Annotated in this window: 22 protein-coding genes; 12 read left to right on the forward strand and 10 right to left on the reverse strand. The window is 48.5% G+C overall.

From position 1 onward, the window contains the following. The first annotated feature begins 204 nt into the window (after positions 1–204). A complete protein-coding gene (gene putA, locus AC0L4K_RS06965) occupies positions 205–3,828 on the forward strand; it encodes a bifunctional proline dehydrogenase/L-glutamate gamma-semialdehyde dehydrogenase PutA (RefSeq protein WP_473268735.1) in 3,624 nt (1,207 codons plus the stop codon). Positions 3,829–4,214: 386 nt separating this feature from the next. Further along, positions 4,215–5,855, forward strand: coding sequence for a putative bifunctional diguanylate cyclase/phosphodiesterase (locus AC0L4K_RS06970; protein WP_417225390.1), 1,641 nt, complete (start codon positions 4,215–4,217; stop codon positions 5,853–5,855). 21 nt (positions 5,856–5,876) lie between these two features. Here AC0L4K_RS06970 and AC0L4K_RS06975 read toward each other — a convergent pair whose 3' ends face one another. After that, complete coding sequence (locus AC0L4K_RS06975; RefSeq protein WP_473268736.1) at positions 5,877–6,638, reverse strand: TatD family nuclease-associated radical SAM protein; 762 nt, start codon at positions 6,636–6,638, stop codon at positions 5,877–5,879. Between the two features lie 168 nt (positions 6,639–6,806). Between AC0L4K_RS06975 and AC0L4K_RS06980 the strand changes: the two genes are divergently transcribed. The 5 genes from AC0L4K_RS06980 to arsJ all read left to right on the forward strand — a co-directional run bounded on the left by AC0L4K_RS06980 (position 6,807) and on the right by arsJ (position 10,722). After that, on the forward strand, positions 6,807–7,151 hold the full coding sequence (locus tag AC0L4K_RS06980; protein WP_417225394.1) for a metalloregulator ArsR/SmtB family transcription factor: 345 nt from the start codon (positions 6,807–6,809) through the stop codon (positions 7,149–7,151). Between the two features lie 16 nt (positions 7,152–7,167). Continuing rightward, positions 7,168–8,157 (forward strand): permease, encoded by a 990-nt coding sequence (locus AC0L4K_RS06985; protein ID WP_417225396.1) that lies wholly within the window; start codon positions 7,168–7,170, stop codon positions 8,155–8,157. 15 nt (positions 8,158–8,172) lie between these two features. Next, a complete protein-coding gene (locus AC0L4K_RS06990) occupies positions 8,173–8,409 on the forward strand; it encodes a thioredoxin family protein (protein ID WP_473268738.1) in 237 nt (78 codons plus the stop codon). Between the two features lie 77 nt (positions 8,410–8,486). Further along, the gene (locus AC0L4K_RS06995) at positions 8,487–9,500 is read left to right on the forward strand and encodes an ArsJ-associated glyceraldehyde-3-phosphate dehydrogenase (protein ID WP_417225400.1); all 1,014 of its coding nucleotides are present in this window, start codon (positions 8,487–8,489) and stop codon (positions 9,498–9,500) included. 7 nt (positions 9,501–9,507) lie between these two features. After that, entirely contained in the window at positions 9,508–10,722 is a 1,215-nt protein-coding gene (gene arsJ / locus AC0L4K_RS07000; protein WP_417225402.1) for an organoarsenical effux MFS transporter ArsJ, read from the forward strand. Positions 10,723–10,740: 18 nt separating this feature from the next. Here arsJ and AC0L4K_RS07005 read toward each other — a convergent pair whose 3' ends face one another. After that, positions 10,741–11,685, reverse strand: coding sequence for a cupin-like domain-containing protein (locus tag AC0L4K_RS07005; RefSeq protein ID WP_473268739.1), 945 nt, complete (start codon positions 11,683–11,685; stop codon positions 10,741–10,743). Positions 11,686–11,949: 264 nt separating this feature from the next. Between AC0L4K_RS07005 and AC0L4K_RS07010 the strand changes: the two genes are divergently transcribed. The 4 genes from AC0L4K_RS07010 (at position 11,950) to AC0L4K_RS07025 (ending at position 14,889) form a co-directional block, all read left to right on the forward strand. Next, positions 11,950–12,471 carry a dimethylamine monooxygenase subunit DmmA family protein gene (locus tag AC0L4K_RS07010; RefSeq protein ID WP_473268740.1) on the forward strand — a complete coding sequence of 174 codons (522 nt, stop codon included), beginning with the start codon at positions 11,950–11,952 and terminating at the stop codon, positions 12,469–12,471. Beyond that, positions 12,471–13,421: a PDR/VanB family oxidoreductase gene (locus AC0L4K_RS07015; RefSeq protein WP_473268741.1), complete on the forward strand. Its 951-nt coding sequence runs from the start codon at positions 12,471–12,473 to the stop codon at positions 13,419–13,421. The genes AC0L4K_RS07010 and AC0L4K_RS07015 overlap by 1 nt, the downstream gene beginning before the upstream one ends. A 12-nt stretch (positions 13,422–13,433) precedes the next feature. Further along, positions 13,434–14,453 carry a heme-dependent oxidative N-demethylase family protein gene (locus tag AC0L4K_RS07020; protein ID WP_473268742.1) on the forward strand — a complete coding sequence of 340 codons (1,020 nt, stop codon included), beginning with the start codon at positions 13,434–13,436 and terminating at the stop codon, positions 14,451–14,453. A gap of 121 nt (positions 14,454–14,574) precedes the next feature. Next, complete coding sequence (locus AC0L4K_RS07025) at positions 14,575–14,889, forward strand: DMT family transporter (RefSeq protein WP_473268745.1); 315 nt, start codon at positions 14,575–14,577, stop codon at positions 14,887–14,889. A gap of 89 nt (positions 14,890–14,978) precedes the next feature. Here the strand turns inward: AC0L4K_RS07025 and AC0L4K_RS07030 are convergent, their stop codons facing one another. From AC0L4K_RS07030 to AC0L4K_RS07065, 8 genes are all read right to left on the reverse strand, one after another. Continuing rightward, positions 14,979–15,464: an FAD synthase family protein gene (locus AC0L4K_RS07030; RefSeq protein WP_417225414.1), complete on the reverse strand. Its 486-nt coding sequence runs from the start codon at positions 15,462–15,464 to the stop codon at positions 14,979–14,981. A 59-nt stretch (positions 15,465–15,523) separates the two neighbouring features. Continuing rightward, positions 15,524–16,168, reverse strand: a complete 645-nt coding sequence (locus AC0L4K_RS07035; RefSeq protein ID WP_473268747.1) for a CDP-alcohol phosphatidyltransferase family protein — start codon at positions 16,166–16,168, stop codon at positions 15,524–15,526. A 455-nt stretch (positions 16,169–16,623) separates the two neighbouring features. After that, the gene (locus tag AC0L4K_RS07040) at positions 16,624–17,166 is read right to left on the reverse strand and encodes a DUF6515 family protein (RefSeq protein ID WP_473268749.1); all 543 of its coding nucleotides are present in this window, start codon (positions 17,164–17,166) and stop codon (positions 16,624–16,626) included. A gap of 453 nt (positions 17,167–17,619) precedes the next feature. Beyond that, the gene (locus tag AC0L4K_RS07045) at positions 17,620–17,970 is read right to left on the reverse strand and encodes a cupin domain-containing protein (RefSeq protein WP_417225419.1); all 351 of its coding nucleotides are present in this window, start codon (positions 17,968–17,970) and stop codon (positions 17,620–17,622) included. 72 nt (positions 17,971–18,042) lie between these two features. Beyond that, positions 18,043–19,410, reverse strand: coding sequence for a flavin-containing monooxygenase (locus tag AC0L4K_RS07050; protein ID WP_473268750.1), 1,368 nt, complete (start codon positions 19,408–19,410; stop codon positions 18,043–18,045). A gap of 102 nt (positions 19,411–19,512) precedes the next feature. Then, positions 19,513–20,307 carry a PAS domain-containing protein gene (locus tag AC0L4K_RS07055; RefSeq protein ID WP_473268751.1) on the reverse strand — a complete coding sequence of 265 codons (795 nt, stop codon included), beginning with the start codon at positions 20,305–20,307 and terminating at the stop codon, positions 19,513–19,515. Beyond that, the gene (locus AC0L4K_RS07060) at positions 20,304–20,981 is read right to left on the reverse strand and encodes a response regulator (protein WP_473268752.1); all 678 of its coding nucleotides are present in this window, start codon (positions 20,979–20,981) and stop codon (positions 20,304–20,306) included. The genes AC0L4K_RS07055 and AC0L4K_RS07060 overlap by 4 nt, the downstream gene beginning before the upstream one ends. Before the next feature lie 70 nt (positions 20,982–21,051). After that, the gene (locus AC0L4K_RS07065; RefSeq protein WP_473268753.1) at positions 21,052–22,212 is read right to left on the reverse strand and encodes a sensor histidine kinase; all 1,161 of its coding nucleotides are present in this window, start codon (positions 22,210–22,212) and stop codon (positions 21,052–21,054) included. A 309-nt stretch (positions 22,213–22,521) separates the two neighbouring features. Here AC0L4K_RS07065 and AC0L4K_RS07070 point away from each other — a divergent pair, with 309 nt between their 5' ends. Then, positions 22,522–24,828: a DUF1989 domain-containing protein gene (locus tag AC0L4K_RS07070; protein ID WP_473268754.1), complete on the forward strand. Its 2,307-nt coding sequence runs from the start codon at positions 22,522–22,524 to the stop codon at positions 24,826–24,828. Positions 24,829–25,279: the final 451 nt, after the last annotated feature.

A 25,279-nucleotide genomic window follows, 5' to 3' on the forward strand; every position in this document is an offset into this window, starting at 1 on the left:
AAAATAAATTTTACTATGGTCTTATTGGGTTGGTTTTTTGTCAGGTGTATGTCATAAGTTTTTATATTTTCTTGAAATAAAGAAAATACGTCTAATAAATTATATAAAATAGTGAAACTGACTTTTGATGTGTAGCTACAATAGATAAAACAAATGCCGTTTAGATACGTTGTTAAAGCGGTGATAACGATTGAAGGTGAGATTATGACAAACACAACTGACCCGTTCCGGACTAAAATTCGAGAGCACTATCTGGCTAATGAGAGCCAGGTCATCCGTGAGCTGATGAACAATGCCCGTATGACGGTTGAAGATCGTCAACAGATCTCCACTAATGCGGCACAGCTGGTTACTCGTGTTCGTAATGATAGTTCACCTTCAATGATGGAAAAGTTTCTCGGTGAATATGGTCTGACCACCAAAGAAGGTGTCGCCTTGATGTGTCTAGCCGAAGCTCTATTGCGGGTGCCTGATGCCTTGACCATCGATGCTTTGATTGAAGATAAAGTCGCATCGGGTAACTGGGGTGAGCACCTCGGTAAATCTAAGTCGTCATTGGTTAACTCCTCGACTTGGGCACTGCTACTGACCGGTAAGCTGATTGCACCGAGTGAAGATAAAGGTGTGACTCAGACTCTGCGGGGTATGGTTAAGCGTCTGGGTGAACCCTTGGTTCGCACCGCGGTAGGTCAGGCTATGAAAGAGCTGGGGCGTCAGTTTGTCCTAGGGCGTACCATTGAAGAAGCCACAAACCGGGCGCGTAAGCTTGAAAAGCAGGGGTATTCTTACTCTTACGATATGCTCGGTGAAGCGGCGCGTACCGATGCCGATGCATTACGTTATCATCAAGCTTACAGTGCTGCGATCGGTAAGCTGACCCCCGCTTGTATCCATACGGATATTCGTATGAATCCGGGTATCTCGGTTAAATTGTCGGCGTTGCATGCCCGTTATGAATTTGCCCAGCAAGACCGGGTGATGACCGAATTGGTGGAACGCACAAAATCCCTAGCGTTACAGGCTAAACAAGCGAATATGGGCTTCAACATCGATGCCGAAGAGCAGGATCGTTTAGATCTCTCACTGGATGTTATTGAAGCGGTATTGAGTGATGAAGCACTGGCCGGTTGGGATGGTTTTGGTATCGTGGTGCAGGCGTTTGGCCCACGGGCTTCGTTTGTACTGGATTGGTTATATCAACTGGCGAACCGCCTCGATCGTAAAATCATGGTGCGGCTAGTAAAAGGCGCATATTGGGATGCCGAAATTAAGCGTGCTCAGGAGATGGGGCTTGATGGCTTCCCGGTGTATACCCGTAAGGTGAATTCCGATGTGTCTTACCTGTGCTGTGCCGAAAAGTTATTGGCGATGACCGATCGTATCTATCCGCAGTTTGCTACCCACAACGCCCATTCGGTGTCGGGTATATTGCACCTAGCGCGTGATCTAGATAACAAAACATTTGAGTTTCAGCGTTTGCACGGTATGGGTGAATCATTACACGATAGCGTTTTGCAGGGGCAGGGAACTCGCTGTCGTATTTATGCGCCGGTTGGTGCTCACCGTGACCTGCTGGCCTATCTGGTACGCCGTTTATTAGAAAATGGTGCGAATAGCTCGTTCGTTAATCAGATTGTCGATACGCGTATCAAACCGGAAGATATTGCTCGAGATCCGTTTGCCGCTATTGAAGCGATGGGTGAAAACATCAGCAGTGCGGCCATTGTTCGTCCGGCGGCATTGTTTGGTGAAAAACGTCAAAACGCTCGCGGTTGGGATATTACCGACCCCGTTCAAATTGCCGAATTAGCAGCACAGCAGGCGGACTTTAAGACTGCTCAGTGGCAGGCGGCGCCGATGATTGCAGGTCAATCAGTGAGCCAAAAAGCCCTTGCTATTCATAACCCGGCGATCCCAGATGACACAGTAGGTCAAGTGATTGAAAGCTGTCCAGAGGATATTGAAAGCGCGATTGTTGCCGCCCAAGGGGGTTATCGTCGTTGGTCACAAACCCGCGCGGCGGAGCGAGCGGCTTGTCTGCGTAAGGTCGCCGACTTACTAGAGCAAAATGCGCCAGAACTCTTCTCTCTTGTGACCCGTGAAGCAGGTAAAACTCTTCTCGATGCTGTCGGGGAGTTACGCGAAGCCGTCGACTTTGCCCGTTTTTATGCCAATGAAGCCGAGCGTAATGAGGCTGAGGGCGATGCACGGGGTGTGATTACTTGTATCTCTCCTTGGAACTTCCCGATGGCGATCTTCTCGGGTCAGGTGCTCGCAGCACTGGCGGCGGGTAATGCGGTATTGGCTAAGCCTGCGGATCAAACTCCATTGGTGGCAGCCCGCACAGTTGAACTGATGCATCAGGCGGGTATCCCGACGGATGTCATTCAATTATTGCCTGGTAGCGGTGTGGCTGTTGGTACGCCGTTGACATCAGACAGCCGGATTGCCGGGGTTTGCTTTACGGGCTCTACCGGCACCGCGCAACGGATTAACCGGGTAATGGCAGAGAACATGGCAGCGGATGCGCCGTTAGTGGCTGAAACCGGCGGTATGAATGCGATGATCGTCGATTCAACGGCGTTGCCCGAACAAGTCGTGCGTGATGTGCTGGCGTCTTCGTTCCAAAGTGCGGGACAGCGTTGTTCGGCATTGCGAGTGTTGTATGTACAGAAAGATATCGCCGATAACTTATTAGAAATGCTGTTTGGCGCGATGGATGAGTTGCGTTTGGGTAATCCATGGTTGCTGAGCACCGATATTGGTCCGGTGATTGATGCGACAGCGAAAGCGAAGATCGAAGCCCATTGTGCAAAATATGCTGCTAAGGGGCGCGTACTGAAATCTTTGACTATTCCTGATCAAGGGTTGTTTGTTGCGCCAACAGTGATTCAGATTGACAGCATTGCCGAACTTGAAGAAGAGATTTTTGGTCCGGTGCTACATGTGGTCACTTTTGAAGCCAGTCACCTGAATAAAGTGGTTGATAGCATCAATGCGACCGGTTATGGCCTCACCTTTGGTTTGCATACGCGGGTTGATAATCGTGTCGCACAGATCTGTAATCGCATTAAAGTGGGTAATATCTATGTCAATCGCAACCAAATCGGCGCGATTGTCGGTTCTCAGCCGTTTGGCGGAGAAGGCTTATCCGGTACGGGGCCCAAAGCGGGTGGTCCACAGTATGTGAAACGCTTTATGCGGGTTGAGGCGGTGCCTCCGATGACGACAGAGTTGAGTGCCGAGGTGGGTACCGCAACACTGCAGCAGACCATTGATCGCTTGGATAATAGTCAATGGGCAATGGATAACGCACGTATCGAAAAGCTTCAGTCACTATTTAGTCATCAAGATATCGACTTCTCATCACTGCAACATGATGCTGAGCCGATGCCTGGGCCTACCGGTGAATTGAATCTATTATCAACCCATGCACGGGGCACGGTACTCTGTTTGGGGCCGGACCTGGCCGCCACGATGGCACATGCCATACAGGCCTTGTCGCAGGGCAACGCCGTAGTGGTGGTCGCGCCGGGTGCGGCGGCTGAGTGTCAGGCGGCTGCAGATAGTGGTGTACCGATTAAAGGAATTGATGGTCTGTTGAATCCGGAAGCACTGGCCGGCGCAACCGGTTTTGCGGCGATTGCGAGTGGTGCCGATCATGAGGTATTGCAAGCTTATCGGCGAGTATTAGCGTCTCGTAACGGCGTTATTATTCCTCTGATTACTGAACGTAATGCGGCCGATCGTTTCTCTCTGGAACGACATCTTTGTGTCGATACTACGGCAGCAGGTGGCAACGCGAGCTTGATTGCAGCATCTGAATAAGGTGCTGCGGGTTATCGCTGAACTGTTGTTACCAAGCCAGGCTGTGGCTTAGTGGCACATTTTAAGCCCTCTCTACATAGGGGGGAGTAGCGTTGGACAGTATCGTCTGAGTTACAACTTTTTCGGCCCCTCGTTTAGAGGGGCTTTTTTTATGCGCGTATACAACTAAAATACGTAAAAATAACTTAAAGCGACCGCCAGATTAGGATAGAGTGGTAGTAGCTCAACTGTATGGCTGTTTTTATGCAGCTTTCAGGTAATTTAATACAGGGCAAGGAGGCTTGGCAGTTTCAATCAGTGCACTGATGTTTATCAGGCATAGCTTTGCTGTTCACTGTATATTGCTGATATCGGGGGCATGAATGACGACAACAAGGAGTTCAGTTGTGAGTGTAAGAAGTAGTACCACCAGTGATTTTCTGCATAACAATGTTAAAGTTTTACGCTCTCGTGTTTCTAAAACCGCCTGGCAGGGCATCACAATCGCCATTGTGGCTTTGATTGTTGCTACCTTGACCGTATCCCACCTTGAATTTGGCAATATCCATATTTCCAGTTTAATTAAAGTGCAAAAGACTAACTTTGCACTCTGGATTCTAGATGTTATCCCGTTTGTATTTGCCTTCTGGGGGCAGTATTCAAGCACCGTGCTGGCCTATGAAGCGAGCGCTATGGTAATGGATCAAACCAAAGAGCTACGTGATAAGGCGGATACCTTTGAAAAACAGGCTCGTCACAGCATTACCCACGACCTACTCACTGATATGCCCAATAAAGAGTTGTTTTATGATCGGGTCGAGCAGCAAATTGTCTCACCACGGGGTAAGGCTGCTTTTTCGGTGTTATTGGTTGAAGTGTCCAACTATAAAGAGATTAGCGATACATTAGGCCGCAATAGTAGCGATAGCCTGATTAAACAGATTGCGGTACGTTTAGAAAGTGCCTTTCCGTCCCCGCTGACCATCGCGCGCTTAGAAAGTAACGTTTTTAGTATATTGATTAGCGAGCTGCTGTCTGAAAAAAAGGTATTGGAGCTGGCGGACAGTGTCCACCGGGTATTACATGATGCTTTTTATATCGAGAAGGTGAAGCTCTCTGCTCAGGCGAATATTGGTATTGTTCACTTTCCGCAGCACGGGACCGATGTTGATACCCTAGTGCAACGGGCGGGGATTGCGTTATATATGGCGCAGAACTCCAATAAGGGTAGTGCGATCTATGATCCATCCTTTGACGCCCACAGTCCAAAACAGTTGACCCTGATGAGCGAGCTTCATCAGGCGATAGAAAATCAAGAATTGGAATTGTTTTATCAACCCAAAATTCGAGTGGAGGATGACCTGTTAACCGGTGCCGAAGCGTTGGTGCGCTGGAATCATCCGAAACATGGGTTATTGTCACCGGACCTCTTTATCCCGTTGATGGAACGCTCAAGACTGATTCAAGGGTTAACCTGTTGGGTGATACAGGATAGCTTTGCGCAGTGTGCCAAGTGGCATAAACAGGGGTTAGATATTGTTGTGTCCATCAACCTGTCGGCTAAAGATCTTAATAATCCAGAGCTGCCTGACCTTATTTCCGGTATCAAAGGGGCCACGGGGATCGACCCTCGCTGGATTACCCTAGAGATCACCGAAAGCTCACTGATGACCGACCCTGATGCCGCGATGGCGGTGATTAATCGCATACATGGGATGGGGTTTCAGTTCTCTATTGATGATTATGGTACCGGTTATTCCTCATTGTCCTACTTGAAACAGCTACCGTTGAAAGAGCTTAAAATAGACCGCTCCTTTGTGTCTGACATTCTTCAAAATGAGAGTGATGCGGTGATTGTTAATGCCACTATTAACTTAGCTCATAACCTCGGCCTAGAAGTTACCGCAGAAGGCGTTGAAGACCTTGAGACACTGTCATTATTGAAGGCTGAAGGCTGTGACCTTGTGCAGGGCTATTATCTGGGACGCCCAATGCCGAAAGATGCCTTTGCTCAATGGGGCCTCGCGAGAGGTGATCGTAGGGCTTAAATGGCAGAGTCCACTTAAGCCCTATTCGATAAGCGCTGTTATATCGGTTTGTTGGCCGTGGTTGCGGGACGCGTTTTTATCCCACCACATCCAGTTCCCGCTGTTTAAATTTAACCCCCGAGATTCTGCCAACTGCCGACAGGCATCAATATCGACCCCCTCGAGTCCATTGATCGCACTGGCGCTGACATCCTTTATATAATTTGGGGCTTGTGCCACAAAGGCTAACATGGCTGCATATGAGCCGGGCAGGGCTGGCTGGCAATGGCGGATATACACGGCTTCATTTTGCGCATTGAGTGAGATCGATAACGCATCAATGCACTGGCTGAGTTCAGGCAAAATATTATGCTTATGAACGAGGTTACCCAGTCCGTCGGTATTTAGACGGGTTATCCCACCTTGCTGCTTGACCCAATGGGCTATTTCCAGCAGTGGTTTGAGTCGCAATGTTGGCTCACCATATCCACAAAAAACGATACAATCGTAACGGTTAGGGTCACCGATCAGTTGAATGATCTGTTGCGCCGCCGGACGTATGTCGAGGCTAAGATCATAACCTTTTACCTCGGTGCAGCCATTATGCTTGGGGCAAAATTGGCAGGCAAGGGTGCAGCGGTCAGTTAGATTGATATACAAGTTATTATCAATCTGATAAACCAGTGTTTCATCATCGGCAATCGCATTGAGCCGTGGCGCGGGTTGACTCTGATTAGGGCGCGCGGTTGTGTGATGGCGATCGTCGTCAGCATTGTGCTCTGAGGTGTGTGTAAGGGAATGCATGAATTGATCCATTATGACGTTAGAGCCGCAGAGTAGCAGCATCCTATTGGTTGGGAGATGATAGTGATCAATATTCGCTGCACAAGAGTGTATTTAATTAAATATTCACTTTTATATTCACAATAATGCATATATGATTTTCCATATATAAAGAAGCGGTAGTGTTTTATGAATCCAGTTGATCTATTTAAGAGTCTCGCCGACGAGACACGACTTAAATCGGTGTTACTTATTCAACAGCATAAAGAGTTGTGCGTCTGTGAACTGATGGTGGCGCTCGAACTAAGTCAACCCAAAATTTCTCGTCATCTAGCGCAGTTAAAAAAAACGGGCGTATTGATGGATCGTCGTCAGGGTCAATGGGTGTTTTACCGTATTCATCCGGATCTACCGAGTTGGTATCGTGATGTGCTTTTGCAAACAACCACGGGTAATGAAGGCTATATGGAAACTGAGTCGCAGCGTTTACAGCAGATGGGTGCTCGACCAGGTCGCAGTGATCAATGCTGCTAACTAAAAGGACGTCGTTATGTTTGAAGTATTTACTCAATTGGCGGACTGGCTAATCTATGATTTAGCCGGACTATCAGCCAACGAAAGAATCGGCCAAGCACTGCATTTCTTTATTGAAGATACCAGTAAAATTTTTGTCTTGCTGGTGGTGATGATCTATCTCATCGCTCTGATTCGTGCCTCGTTGAATGTCGAACGGGTGAGGGATTTTCTTGCCGGAAAGCACCGTGGTGCGGGTTACTTGATGGGGGCCGGGTTTGGTGCAGTGACACCGTTTTGTTCCTGTTCTAGTATTCCTATTTTTCTTGGTTTTACCTCTGCCGGTATTCCGGTGGGTATTACCATGGCGTTTCTGCTCACATCGCCACTGATCAACGAAGTTGCCGTGCTGTTGCTGCTGAGTTTGTTGGGCTGGAAATTTACTGTGGTCTATATTCTCGTCGGGATGGGAGTGGGTATTGTCGGTGGTTTTTTCCTCGATGCCATTAAGGCCGAGCGCTGGCTGCAGTCATTCGCGGCTAAAGCATTGCAGCAGGGGCAGCAGAATGCATCGGCGGGCGCGGCGAAGGTTGAGTCTTTGTCTATGGCTGCTCGGCATCAGTTTGCTAAAGAGGAAACCTTAGAGATCTTTGGTCGAGTATGGAAGTGGGTCATTATCGGTGTCGGTTTGGGAGCGGCGCTGCATGGTTTCGTTCCTGATGGTTGGATTGAAGCGCACCTCGGTGATGGCCAATGGTGGACAGTACCCGCGGCGGTGATGGTCGGTATTCCACTTTATTCCAATGCCACCGGCGTTATTCCCGTGATGGAAAGTCTGATTAATAATGGCTTGCCGATCGGTACGACATTGGCTTTTTGTATGAGTACCGTGGCGGCTAGCTTCCCTGAATTTATATTATTGAAGCAGGTTATGCAGTGGCGGTTATTGGCGATTCTGTTTGCCATGCTGTTATTTGCATTCACATTGATTGGTTGGATATTTAACATTTTATTTCCGGTTCTTTAACCGCAGGAGAGCGTTATGAAAAATATTAAAGTGTTAGGCAGTGGCTGTGCTAAATGCACTAAAACCGCAGAGTTGATTGAGCAACGGGCGGCCGAATTGGGCGTTGCGGTTAGTGTTACCAAAGAAACCGATGCTCAGGTAATTATGGCCTACGGTGTGATGCGTACACCGGCCGTGGTGATCGATGAGCAACTGGTTCATAGCGGTAGTATTCCAACGGCGAATGATGTCGCTGGATGGTTGCAAGGTTAACAATCAACGCTATATGCCAGCGGTTTAGGTTGGCATTAGGGTATAACGGCGGCTGACGAATAAATCAGGAGGTGGATGTGGCGATTAAAGTGGGGATTAACGGGTTTGGCCGGATGGGACGGCTAGCATTACGTGCGGCGTGGGATTGGCCCGAACTCGAATTTGTGCAAATCAATGATCCGGCCGGCGATGCGGCGACATTGGCGCATTTACTGATGTTTGATTCGGTGCATGGTCTTTGGGCGCATGAAGCACTTGCTGGCAGTGGCGCCCAAGCGAATCAGATATTGGTCGGTGGTAAGTCGATACGCTGTACTCAAAACCGGGCAATAGACGACACGGACTGGTCCGCTTGCGATGTGGTAATCGAAGCCTCAGGGGTGATGAAAAGCAGTGCGAAGTTACAGCCTTACTTGGATCAAGGGGTTAAGCGTATCGTCGTAACGGCGCCGGTGAAAGAAGAGAGCGTGCTAAATATCGTGATGGGGGTTAACCATCATCTCTATGACAAAGATCGCTACCCTATTGTTACCGCCGCTTCATGCACGACCAACTGTTTGGCCCCGGTGGTCAAAGTGATTCATGAGCAGTTAGGCATAAAACATGGCTCGATGACCACAATTCACGATATTACCAATACCCAGACGATTCTTGATGCCCCCCATAAAGACCTGCGTCGGGCACGGGCTTGTGGCAGCAGTTTAATTCCAACCACGACGGGATCGGCAACCGCTATTACGCATATCTTTCCTGAGTTAAAAGGTAAGTTGAACGGTCATGCAGTGCGGGTGCCATTGGCCAATGCGTCTATTACCGATTGCGTTTTTGAGTTGCAACGGGAGACAACCGCTGACGAGGTTAACCAGCTCTTGAAGCAGGCCGCAGACGGAGAATTGCAAGGTATTCTTGGCTATGAAGAGCGTCCTCTGGTCTCGGTGGATTATAAGACCGACCCTCGTTCCTGTATTGTCGATGCGTTATCGACCATGGTGGTCAATGATACTCAGCTAAAACTCTACCTCTGGTATGACAATGAGTGGGGTTATGCGAATCGAACCGTTGAATTAGTGCGCATGGTAGGGCAGGAGTAGTCATATCATGTTAGCCACTGTGCAACGCTTGTCACCCGAGGTGCGGCAATACCTGATCGTTACCGGTAACTACTGGTCATTTACACTGACCGATGGCGCTTTGCGGATGTTGGTGGTGCTACATTTTCATCAGCTCGGTTATAGTCCGCTGGATATTGCGCTGTTGTTTCTGTTTTATGAGTTCTTCGGTGTGGTGACCAATCTGTTAGGGGGATGGCTTGGTGCCCGTATTGGTTTAAACCGAACGATGAATATCGGTTTGGGGATGCAGGTCGTGGCGTTAGCCATGCTATTACTGCCTAGTAGCATGTTGACAGTCGCTTGGGTGATGTTAGCTCAGGCATTATCGGGAATTGCCAAAGACCTCAATAAAATGAGTGCCAAAAGTGCTGTAAAACAGTTGCTGCCGGCGAATGCTGAAGGAGCTCTATATCAATGGGTTGCACTGTTAACGGGTTCAAAGAACGCCTTAAAAGGAGTGGGCTTTTTTCTTGGTGGAGTGTTGCTGACCCTGTTGGGATTTCAGGGGGCGGTGCTGGCGATGGCGCTGCTGTTGAGCCTTGTTTGGTTGTTGAGTTTGGTGTTGCTGAAGCAAGATCTTGGCAAAGCCAAGAACAAACCTAAGTTCAGCCATATATTCTCCACTAATGCGGCGATTAATTATCTGTCAGCGGCCCGGATGTTTCTGTTTGGTGCGCGGGATGTTTGGTTTGTAGTGGCGCTGCCGGTTTATCTGGTGAATACCTTAGGCTGGGATCATTGGTCCGTAGGAGGGTTTCTGGCGCTGTGGGTGATCGGCTATGGCATTATTCAGTCGTTGGCCCCCTATGTCACAGGCAAACGGTCAGGTCGGGTTCCGGGTGGTAGTCAGGCGGTTGGCTGGGCATTGGCGTTGTTGCTGTTGCCGGTGTTGATTGCATTAGCCTTAAACAATGATTTCTATCCTCAAACCGCACTGCTCGCGGGTTTGCTTCTGTTTGGCGGCGTCTTTGCGATAAACTCTTCACTGCATAGCTATTTGATTGTTAGCTATGCTCGAGAAGACGGTGCTTCGATGGATGTCGGGTTTTATTATATGGCCAATGCGATGGGGCGACTGATCGGCACAGTCTTGTCCGGTTATCTGTTTCAACTCGCGGGCTTAGCAGCCTGTCTTTGGGTATCCGGGCTGTTTCTGGCGTTGGCAGCACTGCTTTCACTGTTTTTGCCTCGCAGGGCCTGATATGGATAACGCTAATTGTTAAATTTTCGTTATCTTTCGAGGTTTGGAAAGCGTCTTGGTATAGGGTTTTATTTTATTCAGGTGAATTAAGGTTTTACCTAACATTAACGCTTCTTTGGCAACTCGCTTAAATAAGTCAATACGGGTGGTGTTGTACGATGTTTTAATCAATTGATCATAGCGCCAGCTAATTTTGACATATGCTGGTGTATATTTATTAAACAGTTTAAGTAGCATTCGAACGAGTTTGAAGCGGTGATGAAGGAGATAATCGTTGATGGTATAACGTTCGACTTCGCGTTTAAGCGTCGCCGAGGTTGCTGACGTTTCTTTTTTAGTAAATAACCAGTTTAAGTTGATATTCTCATCATCACATGAGGTCACTTTATGAAACCAGGCCGGTGGTATGTAAACCATATCTCCTTCATTGAGTGTAAAGCGGGTGTAGGTTTTATCTTTTAGAATACGATCTCCTTTACCATCAATAATCGCGTAGGTGGTATAGGGGTAGCAATCGAGAGGAGTATCCGGCGAAACCAGTATCCACTCTTTGATTCCCTTGACCTGAATATTAAATACATTAACTAAGCCCCCATCATAATGCCAACTGGATACATTTCCCTTTTTGTTTATCCATAAGCGTAAGTGTTGAGTTCGCGGAAAAGCTATGGGGGAGTCAATAACCTGGTTTATAAACGTTGGTGTAGTGTAATCTTCAACTAATGCGTCGCGGTCCATCCAGTACCATAAGGATGCGGTCGTTGCTGATGGTTCTTTGGATAGCTTTTCATGAAGATACTTTTCATTCCAACGCTGTCTTGCTGGCCAGTCCTTGCCAATTCCTTCGATAACAACAGGAATTTCTGGTGTTAAGTAGTTGTCTGAAAATTCTTCAAAGGATATATCAGATGATGCACGTGCAATGTCAAATAAACCGCTATTTTGATATTGCGAAGAGTTCATGAAATATTCCTTGTCTAAGTTGAAGAGTTTGCCCGCTAATATGCCTTATTAATAAGTGTAAATCCATAGGGTTAAGAGGGCTTTTCGGGATTATCCTTGGTTGTCTTGATGTTACTGCTCAATAGTTCTTTTTAAATATTGCTTACCTACTTGGTTATACCTCTTCATGACAATTGAGGCTGGCGTCAGGCTCTCATAATATTCTTAGTAGGAAATTTATTTGCACATCGTGATGCTAACCGAACCTTAATTAGGAGGGCTCAGATGCAAACAGAGCAATTGAACGGGGTTGCCAGCAAGCCGGTCTATGCACCGGTTGAGTTGAACCCAAAATCGAACTTTCATCTTTTTGTTGCCGAACAGGATGTTCCGGTAGATCTTCAATCACTTTATGACAGTTGCTCTGCAGATAAAGCGGTAGCGGCCTATGCTTCAGCCAGTGACTCGCTACTGCTTGAGTCACTGCAACGTTTTCCGTTGACCGGCACACTTTACCTCGCTGGGGCTGAGCCTTTTCTCTGGCGCGTGAAGAGCCATGCTCGTGAGGCAGGGCTTTGTTCAGATCAGGTTCGTTTGTTGGCTCCGATGAGTCGGGAGCGCCATCTGTTTTGTTGTCACTGCCATACGATAACCAAAGAGGTGACGTATTCGCCTTATGCCTGCAATGGCTGTGGTGCGATGTTGGAAGTGACGGATCATTTTTCCCGTCTACATGGCGCTTATTTTGCTTTTCAGGCGAACGCTGAAGATCGCGCCGATATGCCCGAGAAAAGGGAGGTGAACTGATGAGTACGGTTGATCAGATTGTCGTTGAAGTCACCGCGATTCAACAAGTCGCACCGATGATAAAAGCCTTTACCTTAAAGCCCTTGAAGGGAGAGTTAACGCCTTTCTCAGCCGGTGCCCATGTTGTGGTTGAGATGGGTGAAGAACAGAAGCATCGTAACGCTTATTCCCTGATGAGTGATCCAAATGATAGTCGTGAATATCAGATTGCTGTGCGTTTACAAGAGGCCTCACGAGGTGGATCTCTCTTTATGCATGAACAGGTTGCGGTGGGAGATCAGCTGAAGATATCGCCTCCCGCGAACTTGTTTGCGCCTGCTTGGCGGGCCAAAAAACATGTCTTGTTCGCCGGAGGTGTCGGCATTACGCCCTTTCTGTCCTATGTGCCGGTGATGCAACAGCGTCAGGCTGAGTTTGAACTGCACTATCTATATCGAAGCCAGCAAACCGGTGCTTATCGTACTGAGTTAATGGAGGAGCTCGGTGAGCGTTGTCACTGTTACGATGCCGATGAAGGTAAACGCTGTGATATTGCAACCGTAATGGCGGATCAGCCGTTGGGGACGCACTTCTATATTTGTGGCCCAGCATCATTGATTGAGACGGTGCAGGCAACCGCTGATCAGTTGGGTATACCAGCGAGTGCGATTCACTGGGAAGAGTTTGCGGGAGCAAAGCCCGGTCAGCCCTTTAAGGTTGAGTTAAGTCGCACAGGGGTTGAGCTTGTTGTAGCGGCGGATAGTAGCTTGCTTGAAGTGCTAGAAGAGGCCGATATTGAGATCCCTAACCTCTGTCGGGCGGGGGTTTGCGGCCAATGTGTGTGTGACGTCACCGAGGGAGACGTTGAGCACCGTGATAATTATCTCAGTGACGCTGAAAAACAGTCTGGCAAGCAGATGATGCCCTGTGTGTCCAGAGCGGCAGGCGGACGACTGGTTTTAGATATTTAGGAGAGCAGAATAATGCGTGTAGCACCGAAAGAGATTCAGAGTTTTCGTGACGATTTTACCTATACAAACAGCGCGGCAGCGATTGAGCGTTTTCCGTTTCCATTTCCTGAAGATGAGTATCGTTACTCGGTGAATATTGAAGCACATCAGCCCAAAGGTGGAGAAGGCTCAGCATTTGAGCATTACATTGATATTGATGAGCATTATTTGTCCGAGATGGCCGAGCGTGAGCTGGTCTTGAAAGAGATGCCTAGTCGCTGCTTGGCGATGGAGCATATGGACCTAGCCTGTTGGGAAATGCTGGAGCGATACATGGTGTCTTTAGCAGAAGATTACCCTGAGCATTTCAAACTCACCCGAGACGGTAACTATTGGCACTGGGAGAACAAGCTACTTAATATTGATGATCACTTTACCTTTGGTGATGGTGCCACGCTACCGCGTCCACCCTTGGATTATATTGGCCGTCAGGTGCAGGGTGATTTTGCGTTGATGGATCAGCGTGAAGGCAATCTATTTATGGATGCCGGCATGGTGACTTGCCCTGCGGATTGGTCGCTGGCATTTGATGCAGGCATGAGTTTTGATGAATGGCATGGGCCGGTGCCGATGGTGCATAGTGAAGGGATAATTGAGCGGGCGAGAAAATACCTCCTGGCGCTTCCCGTTGGCAAGCCGGTGCGTCGGCTCAACTGGACACTGACCGTCAATGCGCGCATGGATACCTCGTCTGAGACATATAATGAGTGGGGGCATGAGCGAACGTCTATTACGCCAGAGAATGTCGCCGAGAAAGTTTATCTGCGGGTCGAAGTACAGGTGTTGGATAGAATGCCGCGTAGTAATGCGGTCACCATTAGTATTCGTACTTATTTGCTTAGCCTTGAGGATTTGGTCACCAATAAAGCGTGGGCTGTGCGTATGCACCGAGCCTTAAAAACGCTACCGGAGGCGTTAGTTAACTATAAAGGATTAACCCGCTTTCACGGGACAGTGGTGGACTATTTAGCTCAGTTTGATCCCGCCAATTGAAACCAGCAACACTGGCCGGGCTTGCCTGTTTAGCCCGGCGCGCGGCGATTGTGCATATTTGAGGTGTGAATCTATCACCGTAAACGAGATGAATGGTTGATCAAAAACGCAGGAGGTCGTGATGGGGTGGATCTATATAGCTATTGCCGGTGTGTTGGAATGTCTGTGGGCGGTAGGGCTGAAATACAGTGACGGATTTACTCGGTTCTGGCCGACAGCGATCAGTATCGTCTTAATTGTTGTGAGCCTTGGTTTATTGTCCTTAGCGATGCGCACGATTCCAGTGGGCACCGCTTATGCGGTCTGGACCGGTATTGGGGCGTCGATATTGGCAACCTATGGTATTTTGTTTTTGGATGAATCGGGCAGTCTGTTGCGGATTCTTTGCATCGCCATGATTGTTGCAGGGGTTGGTGGTTTAAAGCTGTTTGCCTAAACCGATACAAGGCTCAAGGGCGAGCGATCATCAGCAGCGGGTAAGCGCTCACCGGTGATCGCTATCGATGGTTTACGCCCGCAGCTTCATCACACTGACCCGAGGGTGAAGGCTGACAGATTTTGCGGTCGTGGGCTGTTTAGGGCCACCGCGATGGCGTGACTTCGATGGGATTGGTCGAGCACATTCTGCTTGATTTGTGTCGATGAGGTGCGCGGGTTGTAGTGCACCTGAATTATCTTCTTTCCCTGTGCCTTTAAATACCGCTCTACGGCCAGATTGTGTGGTTTGTCTCCCCAATCTTCGCCGATCACAAAGATGTCGACGTCGAGCGCTTTACAGGCACTTACGTATTCGAGCTCATAATAGGGCTGCACAAGATCGACACAGCTTAATGCCTCTAACATTTCTTTGCGTTGATCCAGAGGAATAACCGGAACATTGGGTTTATAGGAATTAACGACTTTATCTGAAGCCACACCGACAACAACGTTGCCTAATGTTTTGCAATATTCTAGCAAGGCTAGGTGACCTACATGTAATAGATCGAACGTGCCAACGGTGTATATGTTCATTTTTTAACTCACTGATAGTATTGGATTTTCTCTTTTAGTTTTTGGCTAAAAAATTTAACCTAGAAGAACGTAACGCCGTAAAAAAAGCTAACGACTAGGGTATACAGGGCAAGGATACGGACATTGTTCGGGTTGCCGGATAACTTGGGGGTTTTAATTTGTGCGACATTTAATGCCGCCAGCAGCAGTCCGCCGAGTGACAGGATGATGGCAAACGTTGCTTGACTAAATAGCGGTTCAAAAGCGAATAAGAACACCAGCATTAAGCTGTTATTGTCCAGCGCCAGCCCCGTGTATTTTGCGCCACTCGCCAGGCCAAAAGTGCTGAAATAGCTCAATCGGATGGCGGCAGCGGCGAGCATTACAAAGGCAACCACAAGGAAAATGGGTTCAAATTTACCATAACTCATTATCAGAATAGCGGGTGCCACACCATAGCTGACGATGTCGATTAAAACGTCTAGTTGGCCACCAAAGGCGCTATCTGTGCCCGTTCTGCCTTTCATTTTTCGGGCAATGAGGCCATCGGCCCAATCGAAGGCAACCGCCCAAACCATGCCGATCATGGCGCCATGAAAAACACCTAAAATACTGCAATAGATGGCCAATAATGTGCAGGCTAAGCCGGCAAGGGAACACAGGTTGGGTAGATCTTTGACATAGGAGAGAATGGTCGGTTGAGATTGTTCAGTAATCGTCGTCATAGTGGCCCTAAAGGTGGAGCAGGAATCGATCTCGCAAACCGATGGGATTATCAAGGCCACATAGGGGGCATTACCATGCACTTTCAGTGCAAGCAATGACAGACGTTAAAAATGTCTTGCAAGGTCTGAATATAAACTCGATTGAGCGTTCGAGATGAATAGCTAGAAACAGGCGTGGGAGTAACTGAATGTCGCTGTTGAAACAGCTTATGCAAAGCCAAAGGCTTAGAAATAAGATCGCAAGACGTTGGTACTCTCTGTACTTGGCGAATGAACGATAGTAACACAAATTGCGTTGACTGAGTGATATGAGTGAGCTAAATGTTCATGATGCTTATAAATGTTGGATTTAATATCCAGTTATACCCGTTTAACCCGTTATGCTCGGGCCACCCTGAGATTTGATGCTGCCTCGTAATGCTCAGAGACTCTGTGTGTTACGAGGCTGGTTAGTGTTAATCAATATCGACCACTACATAGACCTGTTTACCATTGCGTTCGGTCGGTAGAAAGTAATTACCGGCATGACGGAAATACTGCACGCCGTTAATAAGGATAGCGTTACTGCCATTGGGCAGCGTTGTTAGCACGGAACCGGCTGCATAGTGAGATACCTGCTGTGTCTCGGGCTCAACTATCGTTGGTTCAACCACATAGATCTTTCTTTCAGGCACCCAGCGGTAGTAGGCACCATGATAGCGGTAGTATTCACGTCCATGATGTCGGACAGGGACGGCGCTGGAGGGCAGACGTTCATAATATGCACCTTTAGGCGGCTCTACAACGACATATCCCTTATCGGCTTTGCGGTAAAAGAGGGAGTCCATCACCCAATAAGTGACACCGGCGATGACCATTAACGCGGCTGCGCCAGGTAGGTGATCGACGCGATGGCCTTTGCCATGTGATGAAGGGCTGTGGCTAGAACCTGCATACAGTGGCGTGACGGTGCCTAGAGTTAGGGTGGTCAATAACAGATAGGTGGTTAATTTTTTCATTGATATATCCCCTCCTGTTGAGGCGATTTTGTTGGCAGGGCTGCGAGTTCGATGTGCATCTGATCGTGGCTGACTGTGGATAAATGCCACGACGTACAGATGTTGAAAAAGGTTGCTGAGGTGGCCAATGGTGCAACCGAGAAGGTGTATCGGGTCACTATAGGCTGCGATGTTGCGGTGAAGCTTTTCAGCCGAGATAGGTTGTTAATAACGGTGCTGGAATACATAGGAAAGCGCATGGCTGTTCTCCGTGTGAATATGTATTCATTTTGACAACAGCGAATGTTAAGTTGAGTTAAGCGGTTGTAAAGCTAGGTAAATAAACTCAAGTTGATCAAGATAAGAGAACAGTGTCGTTGCGGTGAGATAGAAGCAATAGGAAAAAAGGCGCTAAGTCGCGCCTTGCTGGTGTTGATGGCGGCTGTATGCCGTCGTAAGCCTGAGCAGCAATTGCTACTTCAGCTTAATGGCGAAGTGCTTAAAGACGGGTTTGATAATTTCCCAGGTACCGGTAAAGCCAGCCTCAACCATAAAGGCGTCACCGGGACATAGCGTTACGGGATCTTCACCGTCTTGTGTCACGATCACTTCACCTTCAATTAGGTGGATGAATTCCCAGCTGGCATAGGTGGCGCGATAGGTGCCGGGTGTTGCTGCCCAGCAGCCCGTAATCATACTGCCATCCGGGCTAGTATATTCAATCCAGGTGGTCATCGATGGGGTGCCGGCGACCTTTTCCCAACCTTCTAGATCATCGGTGATGGGGGTGACTGTTTTATCGATTATTTTACTGACCATATTCATACTGTATTCCTTAGTCTGTTCTTGGAGAGACGGTGAGAGTAAAAGGCTGATCGATGATCAGCCTAAATCGGCTTAAACAGCTTGTTTCATGTCGTCTCCGATCGAGAGGTAGGTTTCCAATGAATCATCGAGTGCGTCGATCCAAGGGGTATGGTGGGTAGGAGACATTGTGCCGGTCATCAGTGAACGATAGGCGTGATCCCTAAACGTCATGATGTCTTCCTGTTTGTGGTGTTTCCATTCGAGGAAGGTTTGTCGAACGCCTTCGATATCGAAGGTTGGGTAGTCGGTGGCTTCAATCAACTCAAGGATGTAATCGCCTTGGAAGGTAAACATCTCTTCAGCGGTGGTCAGTGTGAGTTCTCGGGCTTGCCATTCCTTGCTATTGGCAGTCATCTCTTCTTTGGTGGCGGGCAGTTCAATACGACCGAGAATAATATCCCGTGTATACCAGGCTTGGGCATCAAACATATTGAAGGTGTACCACTGATCTTGCATACCCAGATAGAACATCTGCGGATTATCTTCCCAAACAACACCTTTATAGAGGTCCATGGTCCAGAGACGGTTGTCGGTCTTGAGTCGCAGAGACTCATCGATGAAGGGGAAGTGGTGCAAATAGCCGGTGCAGAGAATGATCGCATCGATTTTACGGCTAGTACCATCGGCAAAGTAGGCGGTATCGGTATCAACCCGTTGGAGTAATGGTTTTTCTTCCCAGTTGTCTGGCCATTTGAAGCCCATAGGCGCGGAGCGGTAACAGCTGATTAGGCTGCGGGCGCCATATTTATAGCACTGTGAACCCACGTCTTCTGCGGAATAGCTGCTGCCAACTAAGAGAATATCTTTATCTTTAAATTCCAGTGCATCGCGGAAGTCATGGGCATGTAGAATGCGACCGCCGAAATGGCTGAAACCTTCAAATTCAGGTACGCGTGGTGTGGAAAAGTGGCCAGAGGCGCAAATAACATAGTCGAAGGTTTCGGAATACACCGTATCGCTGTCGTGGTCGTGTACGGTCACCGTGAAGAGTTTGGTGCTGTCATCAAAGGTAATGGTACGCACGGGGGTATTAAAACGGATATAGTCACGCACACCGGCTTTTTCGACTCGGCCTTTAATATAGTCCCAAAGCACTTCGCGGGGAGGGTATGAGGGGATCGCTTTACCGAAGTGTTCTTCAAAGCTGTAATCGGCAAATTCTAGACACTCTTTAGGTCCATTCGACCAGAGGTAACGATACATACTGCCGTGAACGGGTTCGCCGTGCTCGTCTAAGCCGGTACGCCAGCTGTAATTCCATAAGCCGCCCCAGTCGCTTTGTTTTTCAAAACAGACTATTTCAGGGATCTCAGCGCCTTTCTGTTGAGCTGATTGGAAAGCTCTGAGCTGAGCTAGACCGCTTGGACCTGCACCAATTATCGCTACTCGCTTCGTCATGTGTGATCTCCTAATGATTAATATTCACTTGCCATCAGGTTATGCAGTAAACGACGTGGGATAAATTCCTCTGAGTGGATAAGTCAAAAGGGGTAAGAGGGGTTACTCCGTGGGGCTGATATTCAAAATAACACCTTCGATACCCAGCACAGCACCGGTCGATGAGTAGATACCCTGACCTTTTTCATAAACTTGACGATATTGGCCATCGGCATGGAGCAACTGATAGTACAGTTCAAAACACTGTTGCTGTTGAAGGGCGCGTTGAACCGTTTCCCACACCCGACTGGCATCGTTGGGATGGATCAGCGCACCAATCGATAACTGTGTTTGATTGAGCAGTTGATCGCGACTATATCCGGTTAACCCTAGGCAACCTTCACTGACATACTCCATGGTCCAGCGGGTGTCGTTTCGACCGCGATAGAGCATGCCGGATAATCGATTTACCAGCCCTGCTAAGCTGCGATGGGTTGCTTTTCTGATCTCATCACTGCGTACCTGTGGGGTAATATCGCAGAGGGTCGCCGTTAAAAGGGAGGATTGATCGGCATGCAGCGGTTGTAAGCGAATTTCACACCAGCGAACTTCACCGTCTTTACGGATTAGGCGAAACCAGAGACACTGACTGAGATGCTCCCGATGAACCTGTTGGGTAAAGGCGATCCAGTTGTGTTGATCTTCAGGGTGGATATAGTCACTAAAGCAGGTATCGATGGCGTCTTTTAGAGGGTATCCAGTGAGGGTTTTCCAACAGGCGTTTACATAACGGATTTCCAATTGCGGTGTGAACACCAGCACTGCATCACTTAGACTATCGAGTACCTCTGCTAGTACCGGTAACGCTTTTGATCGCTCTTTTTTTGGGCGACGAAATAACGAGAGTACCGCCATCATCCGCGCTCGGTTTCAGGTAACGGTTGATTGGCATGGGCCCAGGCGGCCAGTTCAAGGCGTGAATTAACGTTTAATTTGCGTAGCAGGTTTTTAACATAGACTTTAACCGTACCATCACTAATGCCTAGTTCCCGTGCAATGAGCTTATTGCTCATACCCCGGGTGATTAGCTCTAGGGTTTGCAGTTCTCGCTCGGTAAGGTCTGCATGCTGAGGCGGTGTTTCTAAAGGTGATGGATCGCCCTTACTCAGGTGATGGGCCAGCATGGTAACCCCAGTATTATCCATGGCGATATTGCCGAGCATCGCATCCTTTAAACCGTTGATAATCTGTTCAGGGGAGGAGTCTTTTAATAGATAGCCATTGGCGCCTGCCGAAATCGCGGCAAACAGTTCACTGCTGTCATCTGATGCGGTGAGGAAGATAACCTTTTGTTCAACACCTTGTTGTTTGAGTTGTTGCAGCAACTGAAGCCCTGAAAGTTCTGGCATATGCATATCTAACAGCAGCAGTTCTGGTGCGAGTTCAGGGAGGGCATCGAGCAGTTGCTGACCACCATCAAAATCAGCGAGAACGTTGAATTCACCGCTGTCATTGAGTAGTTCGACAACCCCGCGTCGAAATAATGGATGATCATCAACGATGACCACATCTGTAACTTTATTTGTATTCATAAGTGCTTCATTTATAAGCATTGTGTTTGTCGGCGATGATGAATAAAAAACCATCGATCGGCGGTATCTATTATTTGGCTGCTGGAATAATTAGGTCTATCCGTGTGCCACCCGCTGCCCGAGGCAGTATGAACAGATTGGCATGGATGCGTTCTGCTCTTTCCTGCATGATCTTCATACCAAAACTATCTTGGCGAGCTTGATCGGCACAGATCCCTTTACCGTTATCCTCAATACGAATGCGCACCGAACCGTCATTCTGGCGTAGCAGCTGTACTCGCGCATGGCTTGCATGGGCGTGTCGCACGATGTTGCTGAGGGCCTCACGGATAATAAAAATCGCCTGAGAATCATCTTCGGTGAACAACTGCGCGCCTACCCGATTATCCAGTTCAAATACCATCGCACAGCGTTGTTCAAACTCGCCAATGGCTTGGCTGATGGCATCAACCAGGTGGCCTTGCTCAATAGAAAGTCGGGAGCAGGCGATTAGTTCGCGGGTTTGTCGATAGGCGCACTGCGCCTGATGGGATAGGTCTTCGCTAATTTTCGCGAGCTCAGGTTCTGAGGTGTTTTTACATTGCTGGGCGAGACGAGAGGCTTTGATCCGCATATATCCGAGAATCTGTGCCATTGAGTCATGCAGTTCGGCGGCATGGGCTGCTTTTTCAGAACTGATGGCCGCGTTGATGCGCGATTGTTGTCGGCACCACCCCTTCAAACCACTGCCGAGGGCTTCAGCGACAGGCGTTAATAGACGGTTTATCGGGGTGCTATCCGGCAGATGATCCTTGAAACACAACACTACCCAACCGGCACTGTCGGCATCGTCTAAGGTTAGCTTTAAGGCGTGTATGGAAAGGGCGCTGCCGGGCAGTTTATAGCGTAATTCGTCGGCATCTTGGATGCTGTGTTCGGTTAATTGATAGCGTAGTTGTGCCGCCAATCCCATGGGCGGCGCGATATCCGTTGGGTGCAATAATCTGTTTCGATCTGGTATTGGCATACCGATGAGGTAGATATCCGCTTCAAAGTGCAGGCCGACATAGCGTTGCAGTTGGTCGAGGCTCTGTTTCAAACTTTGGCTAATGTTGTCACTGCAGGCCAGATCAATGACCAGTTGGCTCAGGGCCGGAGCGTAGGTGCTCTCTTTTCGTGTCACCTGCTGTTGACGTTGTTCACGTAACAGTCGGGGAAAGTTGAGCAACCACAGGGGCATGGATACAGCCATTTTAACCTCCTTCACAGTGCGTTCGCCGGGTAGGGAAACGTCTCTCATGGTATGAACTAAGCAGTTTCTGTGCCATCGAGAGATGAATACTCACAATGGCTTACTCCTTCCTGAGAATTGTTACTTAAATCACTATGAGTAAATATTTTTAACCAGCAAGAAATAAGTTTTGCGGGTTAATGGGTGGCTGAATCTGCACCATATTGGCTCCGAATGCCCAAAAAGCGCACTTATATAGCGCTGCAAGAGATCGGTCTCAGGGTGGAATTGAGTGACAAGTTTTGTCGACAAGTTTAACGGGATAACGCTATGACGATTCATCAACAACAGGCTCAGGTATCAAATGAGGTATTACCCGTTCAGCCTCGGTTATATCGGGTTGAAGGGCAGGATGCATTACGGTTAGCGCTACATGCTGGCGATAAGGTCTGTATTACGTCGGCGGATTTTCAGCAGGGCTGTGAACTACTTTTTATGGATGCACAGGGCGATGTTACGGAGTCTCCGTTGCCCCATTACCCACTCAGTGAAGCGGTGAATACCGGAGCGCAATTGGCACAGCTCAGTGAGTCAGCGTTGCGATTAAGCGAGTTGCTGCAAGTGTGGGGGATTAATGAACAAGCCTTACAACAGGCTCATTGTTGTTCTGCCGACGGATTGCCAACGTTTGAGGTGAGTGAGTCGCTGACAATGGTTGTGCTGTGTTGCGGCAAGGATATGCAGGTCGTTGAGCAGACCCCTGTAACGGCGTTGCAGGTGGCGCACTTCACCACGGCCGATGCTGATTTACCGGCACCTCTAGCGACGCCTCGTAGCGAGTTTCGTGTCCCCCGTGGCAGTGCGGTCAGCTATGAGGTCAAAGCGGGTGAGTGGATTCAAATTATTGATGTTGAAGGTAAGCAGTGCAGCGATTTTATTGCCTTTGATGCGGCCGCGCTAGCGCAAGGACATGAGGTGGCCTTGGATGCCGTTGCGACGCGAACATTGAACGGATTAACACTGCCTCAGCCTGGCTTGCATTCAAAGCTGGTCGATACGCGGCAACAAACCATGCTTGAGGTGGTGCAGGATACAGTCGGGCGACACGATAGTTTTCTGTTTGCCTGTAACAGTAAGTTTTACGAAGACAGCGGTTACTTTGGCCACCTAAACTGTACCGATAATTTCAATCGCAGTTTGAGTCGTTATGGCATTACCGCTAGGGATGGCTGGCCGGCGATCAATTTCTTTTTTAATACCAGCGCCGGTGATTGCGGCACGATTGCATTTGAAGAGCCTTGGTCGCGCGCAGGTGATTATGTCTTATTGCAAGCCAACAGAGATTTGATCTGTGCATCGTCTGCTTGCCCCGATGATATTGATCCTGCCAATGGCTGGAACCCCACCGATATCCATGTCCGTATCTATCCGGCACGTTGTGAATTTCCACGTTCTGTGGGTTACCGAATTACACCAGAGGAACAGCCCCGTATGACTAAGCCGACCGGTTTCCATGGCCGCACATCCGCCCTGACAAAACAGTTTACTGAATATCGAGGCTACTGGGTGGCGTCAGAATATCAGAATTATGGTGCTCGGGCTGAATATTTAGCCTGTCGTGAGCGTGTCGCCATGATTGATTTAACGCCACTGAGAAAATTTGAAGTGGTCGGCCCTGATGCTGAAATCCTACTGCAATATGCGTTAACGCGAAATGTCTCACGGATGTCTATTGGCGAAGTGGTCTATTCGGCGGTGTGCCACAGCACGGGGGGGATGATCGATGATGGGACGTTATTTCGTTTAGGGCAGCATGCGTTTCGTTGGATCTGTGGTGATTCATACTGCGGTATTTGGTTACGTCAATTAGCCGCTGAGAAAGGTTTGCAGGTACAGGTACGGGAATCCACGGATCAGATTCATAACGTTGCAGTACAGGGGCCGCAAAGTCGCAACCTGCTGCAACAGATTATTTGGAACGCCGAGTCTTGCACTCCGGTTGCTGAGCTAGGCTGGTTCCGCTTTATGACCGGTCGCATCGGTGGCCCGGATGGGATGCCGGTGATGGTTTCTCGGACGGGTTATACCGGTGAGCTTGGCTTTGAAGTTTGGTGTCATCCGGATCAGGGCGAGCAGCTATGGGATACGATTTGGCAGGCCGGTGAGCCATTCGGTATTGCGCCGTTAGGCTTTGATGCCTTGGATACATTGCGCATAGAAGCGGGGCTTATTTTTGCCGAACATGAGTTCTGTGCCGAAACCAATCCATTTGAAGCGGGCATTGGCTTTACCGTGCCGTTGAAAACCAAGACCGATGACTTTGTTGGACGCGACGCGATTGCAGCTCAAAATCCATTGAGTCGAAAAAAACTGGTTGGACTGATGATCGATAGTCAAGAAACCGTTAGCCACGGTGATTCAATCTTTAATGGTCGTTTCCCGGTGGGCGTGGTGACCAGTGCGACCTATTCGCCGAGCCTGAAAAGCCAAATCGCTTTGTGTCGTGTTGAGCCTCAGTTTGCGGAGCCTGGCACTGTACTGGAAGTTGGACAGCTGGATGGCCAGCGCAAACGGATTCCGGTGCGTACAACCACATTACCGTTCTACGATCCAGAAAGAACTCGCGTCAGAAGTTAATAAAAGCAAAACCTATATCAGCGTGGGGCGGTTAGAACGCTTGATATAACGTGATGGATGAGAGTGATTAACAAGGTTTGGACGCTCATCATCCGCGGATGATGGGTGTTAATTCAAAGGGGGATGCCTGTAATCGAAGAGGGTCGGTGATGAGTTATCCGTTTTTAGCGTAGGCAATGATGGTCATTATGATTTACGCCATCAAGGTTAGCCCTATTACCTATGTAAGGGTGACGACTGATTTAGACTCTTTTTGGTGCGGTGCATCATTTAAGGTCAATAAAAAGATGAGGAAGAGAGAGTAATTAGTGGTTTTTATTATTTAACTCACTGATATTAAATAATAAATATTGCTGGTGGTATAAAAAATGCATTTCCTGAAGGGAAATAAAGTTTACCAACGATAAATAAAATTTAACGGCTTAAATCGCAGTTCTAAACGATTGTGCAA

Source organism: Amphritea sp. GJ51-11, assembly GCF_055808735.1.

What these genes read in the sequence shown, in the direction of transcription:
- putA (WP_473268735.1), top strand. Translation starts at nt 205, where the DNA reads ATGACAAACACAACTGACCCGTTCCGGACTAAAATTCGAGAGCACTAT.
- AC0L4K_RS06975 (WP_473268736.1), bottom strand. Translation starts at nt 6,638, where the DNA reads ATGCATTCCCTTACACACACCTCAGAGCACAATGCTGACGACGATCGC.
- AC0L4K_RS06980 (WP_417225394.1), top strand. Translation starts at nt 6,807, where the DNA reads ATGAATCCAGTTGATCTATTTAAGAGTCTCGCCGACGAGACACGACTT.
- AC0L4K_RS06985 (WP_417225396.1), top strand. Translation starts at nt 7,168, where the DNA reads ATGTTTGAAGTATTTACTCAATTGGCGGACTGGCTAATCTATGATTTA.
- AC0L4K_RS06990 (WP_473268738.1), top strand. Translation starts at nt 8,173, where the DNA reads ATGAAAAATATTAAAGTGTTAGGCAGTGGCTGTGCTAAATGCACTAAA.
- arsJ (WP_417225402.1), top strand. Translation starts at nt 9,508, where the DNA reads ATGTTAGCCACTGTGCAACGCTTGTCACCCGAGGTGCGGCAATACCTG.
- AC0L4K_RS07005 (WP_473268739.1), bottom strand. Translation starts at nt 11,685, where the DNA reads ATGAACTCTTCGCAATATCAAAATAGCGGTTTATTTGACATTGCACGT.
- AC0L4K_RS07010 (WP_473268740.1), top strand. Translation starts at nt 11,950, where the DNA reads ATGCAAACAGAGCAATTGAACGGGGTTGCCAGCAAGCCGGTCTATGCA.
- AC0L4K_RS07015 (WP_473268741.1), top strand. Translation starts at nt 12,471, where the DNA reads ATGAGTACGGTTGATCAGATTGTCGTTGAAGTCACCGCGATTCAACAA.
- AC0L4K_RS07020 (WP_473268742.1), top strand. Translation starts at nt 13,434, where the DNA reads ATGCGTGTAGCACCGAAAGAGATTCAGAGTTTTCGTGACGATTTTACC.
- AC0L4K_RS07025 (WP_473268745.1), top strand. Translation starts at nt 14,575, where the DNA reads ATGGGGTGGATCTATATAGCTATTGCCGGTGTGTTGGAATGTCTGTGG.
- AC0L4K_RS07030 (WP_417225414.1), bottom strand. Translation starts at nt 15,464, where the DNA reads ATGAACATATACACCGTTGGCACGTTCGATCTATTACATGTAGGTCAC.
- AC0L4K_RS07035 (WP_473268747.1), bottom strand. Translation starts at nt 16,168, where the DNA reads ATGACGACGATTACTGAACAATCTCAACCGACCATTCTCTCCTATGTC.
- AC0L4K_RS07040 (WP_473268749.1), bottom strand. Translation starts at nt 17,166, where the DNA reads ATGAAAAAATTAACCACCTATCTGTTATTGACCACCCTAACTCTAGGC.
- AC0L4K_RS07045 (WP_417225419.1), bottom strand. Translation starts at nt 17,970, where the DNA reads ATGAATATGGTCAGTAAAATAATCGATAAAACAGTCACCCCCATCACC.
- AC0L4K_RS07050 (WP_473268750.1), bottom strand. Translation starts at nt 19,410, where the DNA reads ATGACGAAGCGAGTAGCGATAATTGGTGCAGGTCCAAGCGGTCTAGCT.
- AC0L4K_RS07055 (WP_473268751.1), bottom strand. Translation starts at nt 20,307, where the DNA reads ATGATGGCGGTACTCTCGTTATTTCGTCGCCCAAAAAAAGAGCGATCA.
- AC0L4K_RS07060 (WP_473268752.1), bottom strand. Translation starts at nt 20,981, where the DNA reads ATGAATACAAATAAAGTTACAGATGTGGTCATCGTTGATGATCATCCA.
- AC0L4K_RS07065 (WP_473268753.1), bottom strand. Translation starts at nt 22,212, where the DNA reads ATGGCTGTATCCATGCCCCTGTGGTTGCTCAACTTTCCCCGACTGTTA.
- AC0L4K_RS07070 (WP_473268754.1), top strand. Translation starts at nt 22,522, where the DNA reads ATGACGATTCATCAACAACAGGCTCAGGTATCAAATGAGGTATTACCC.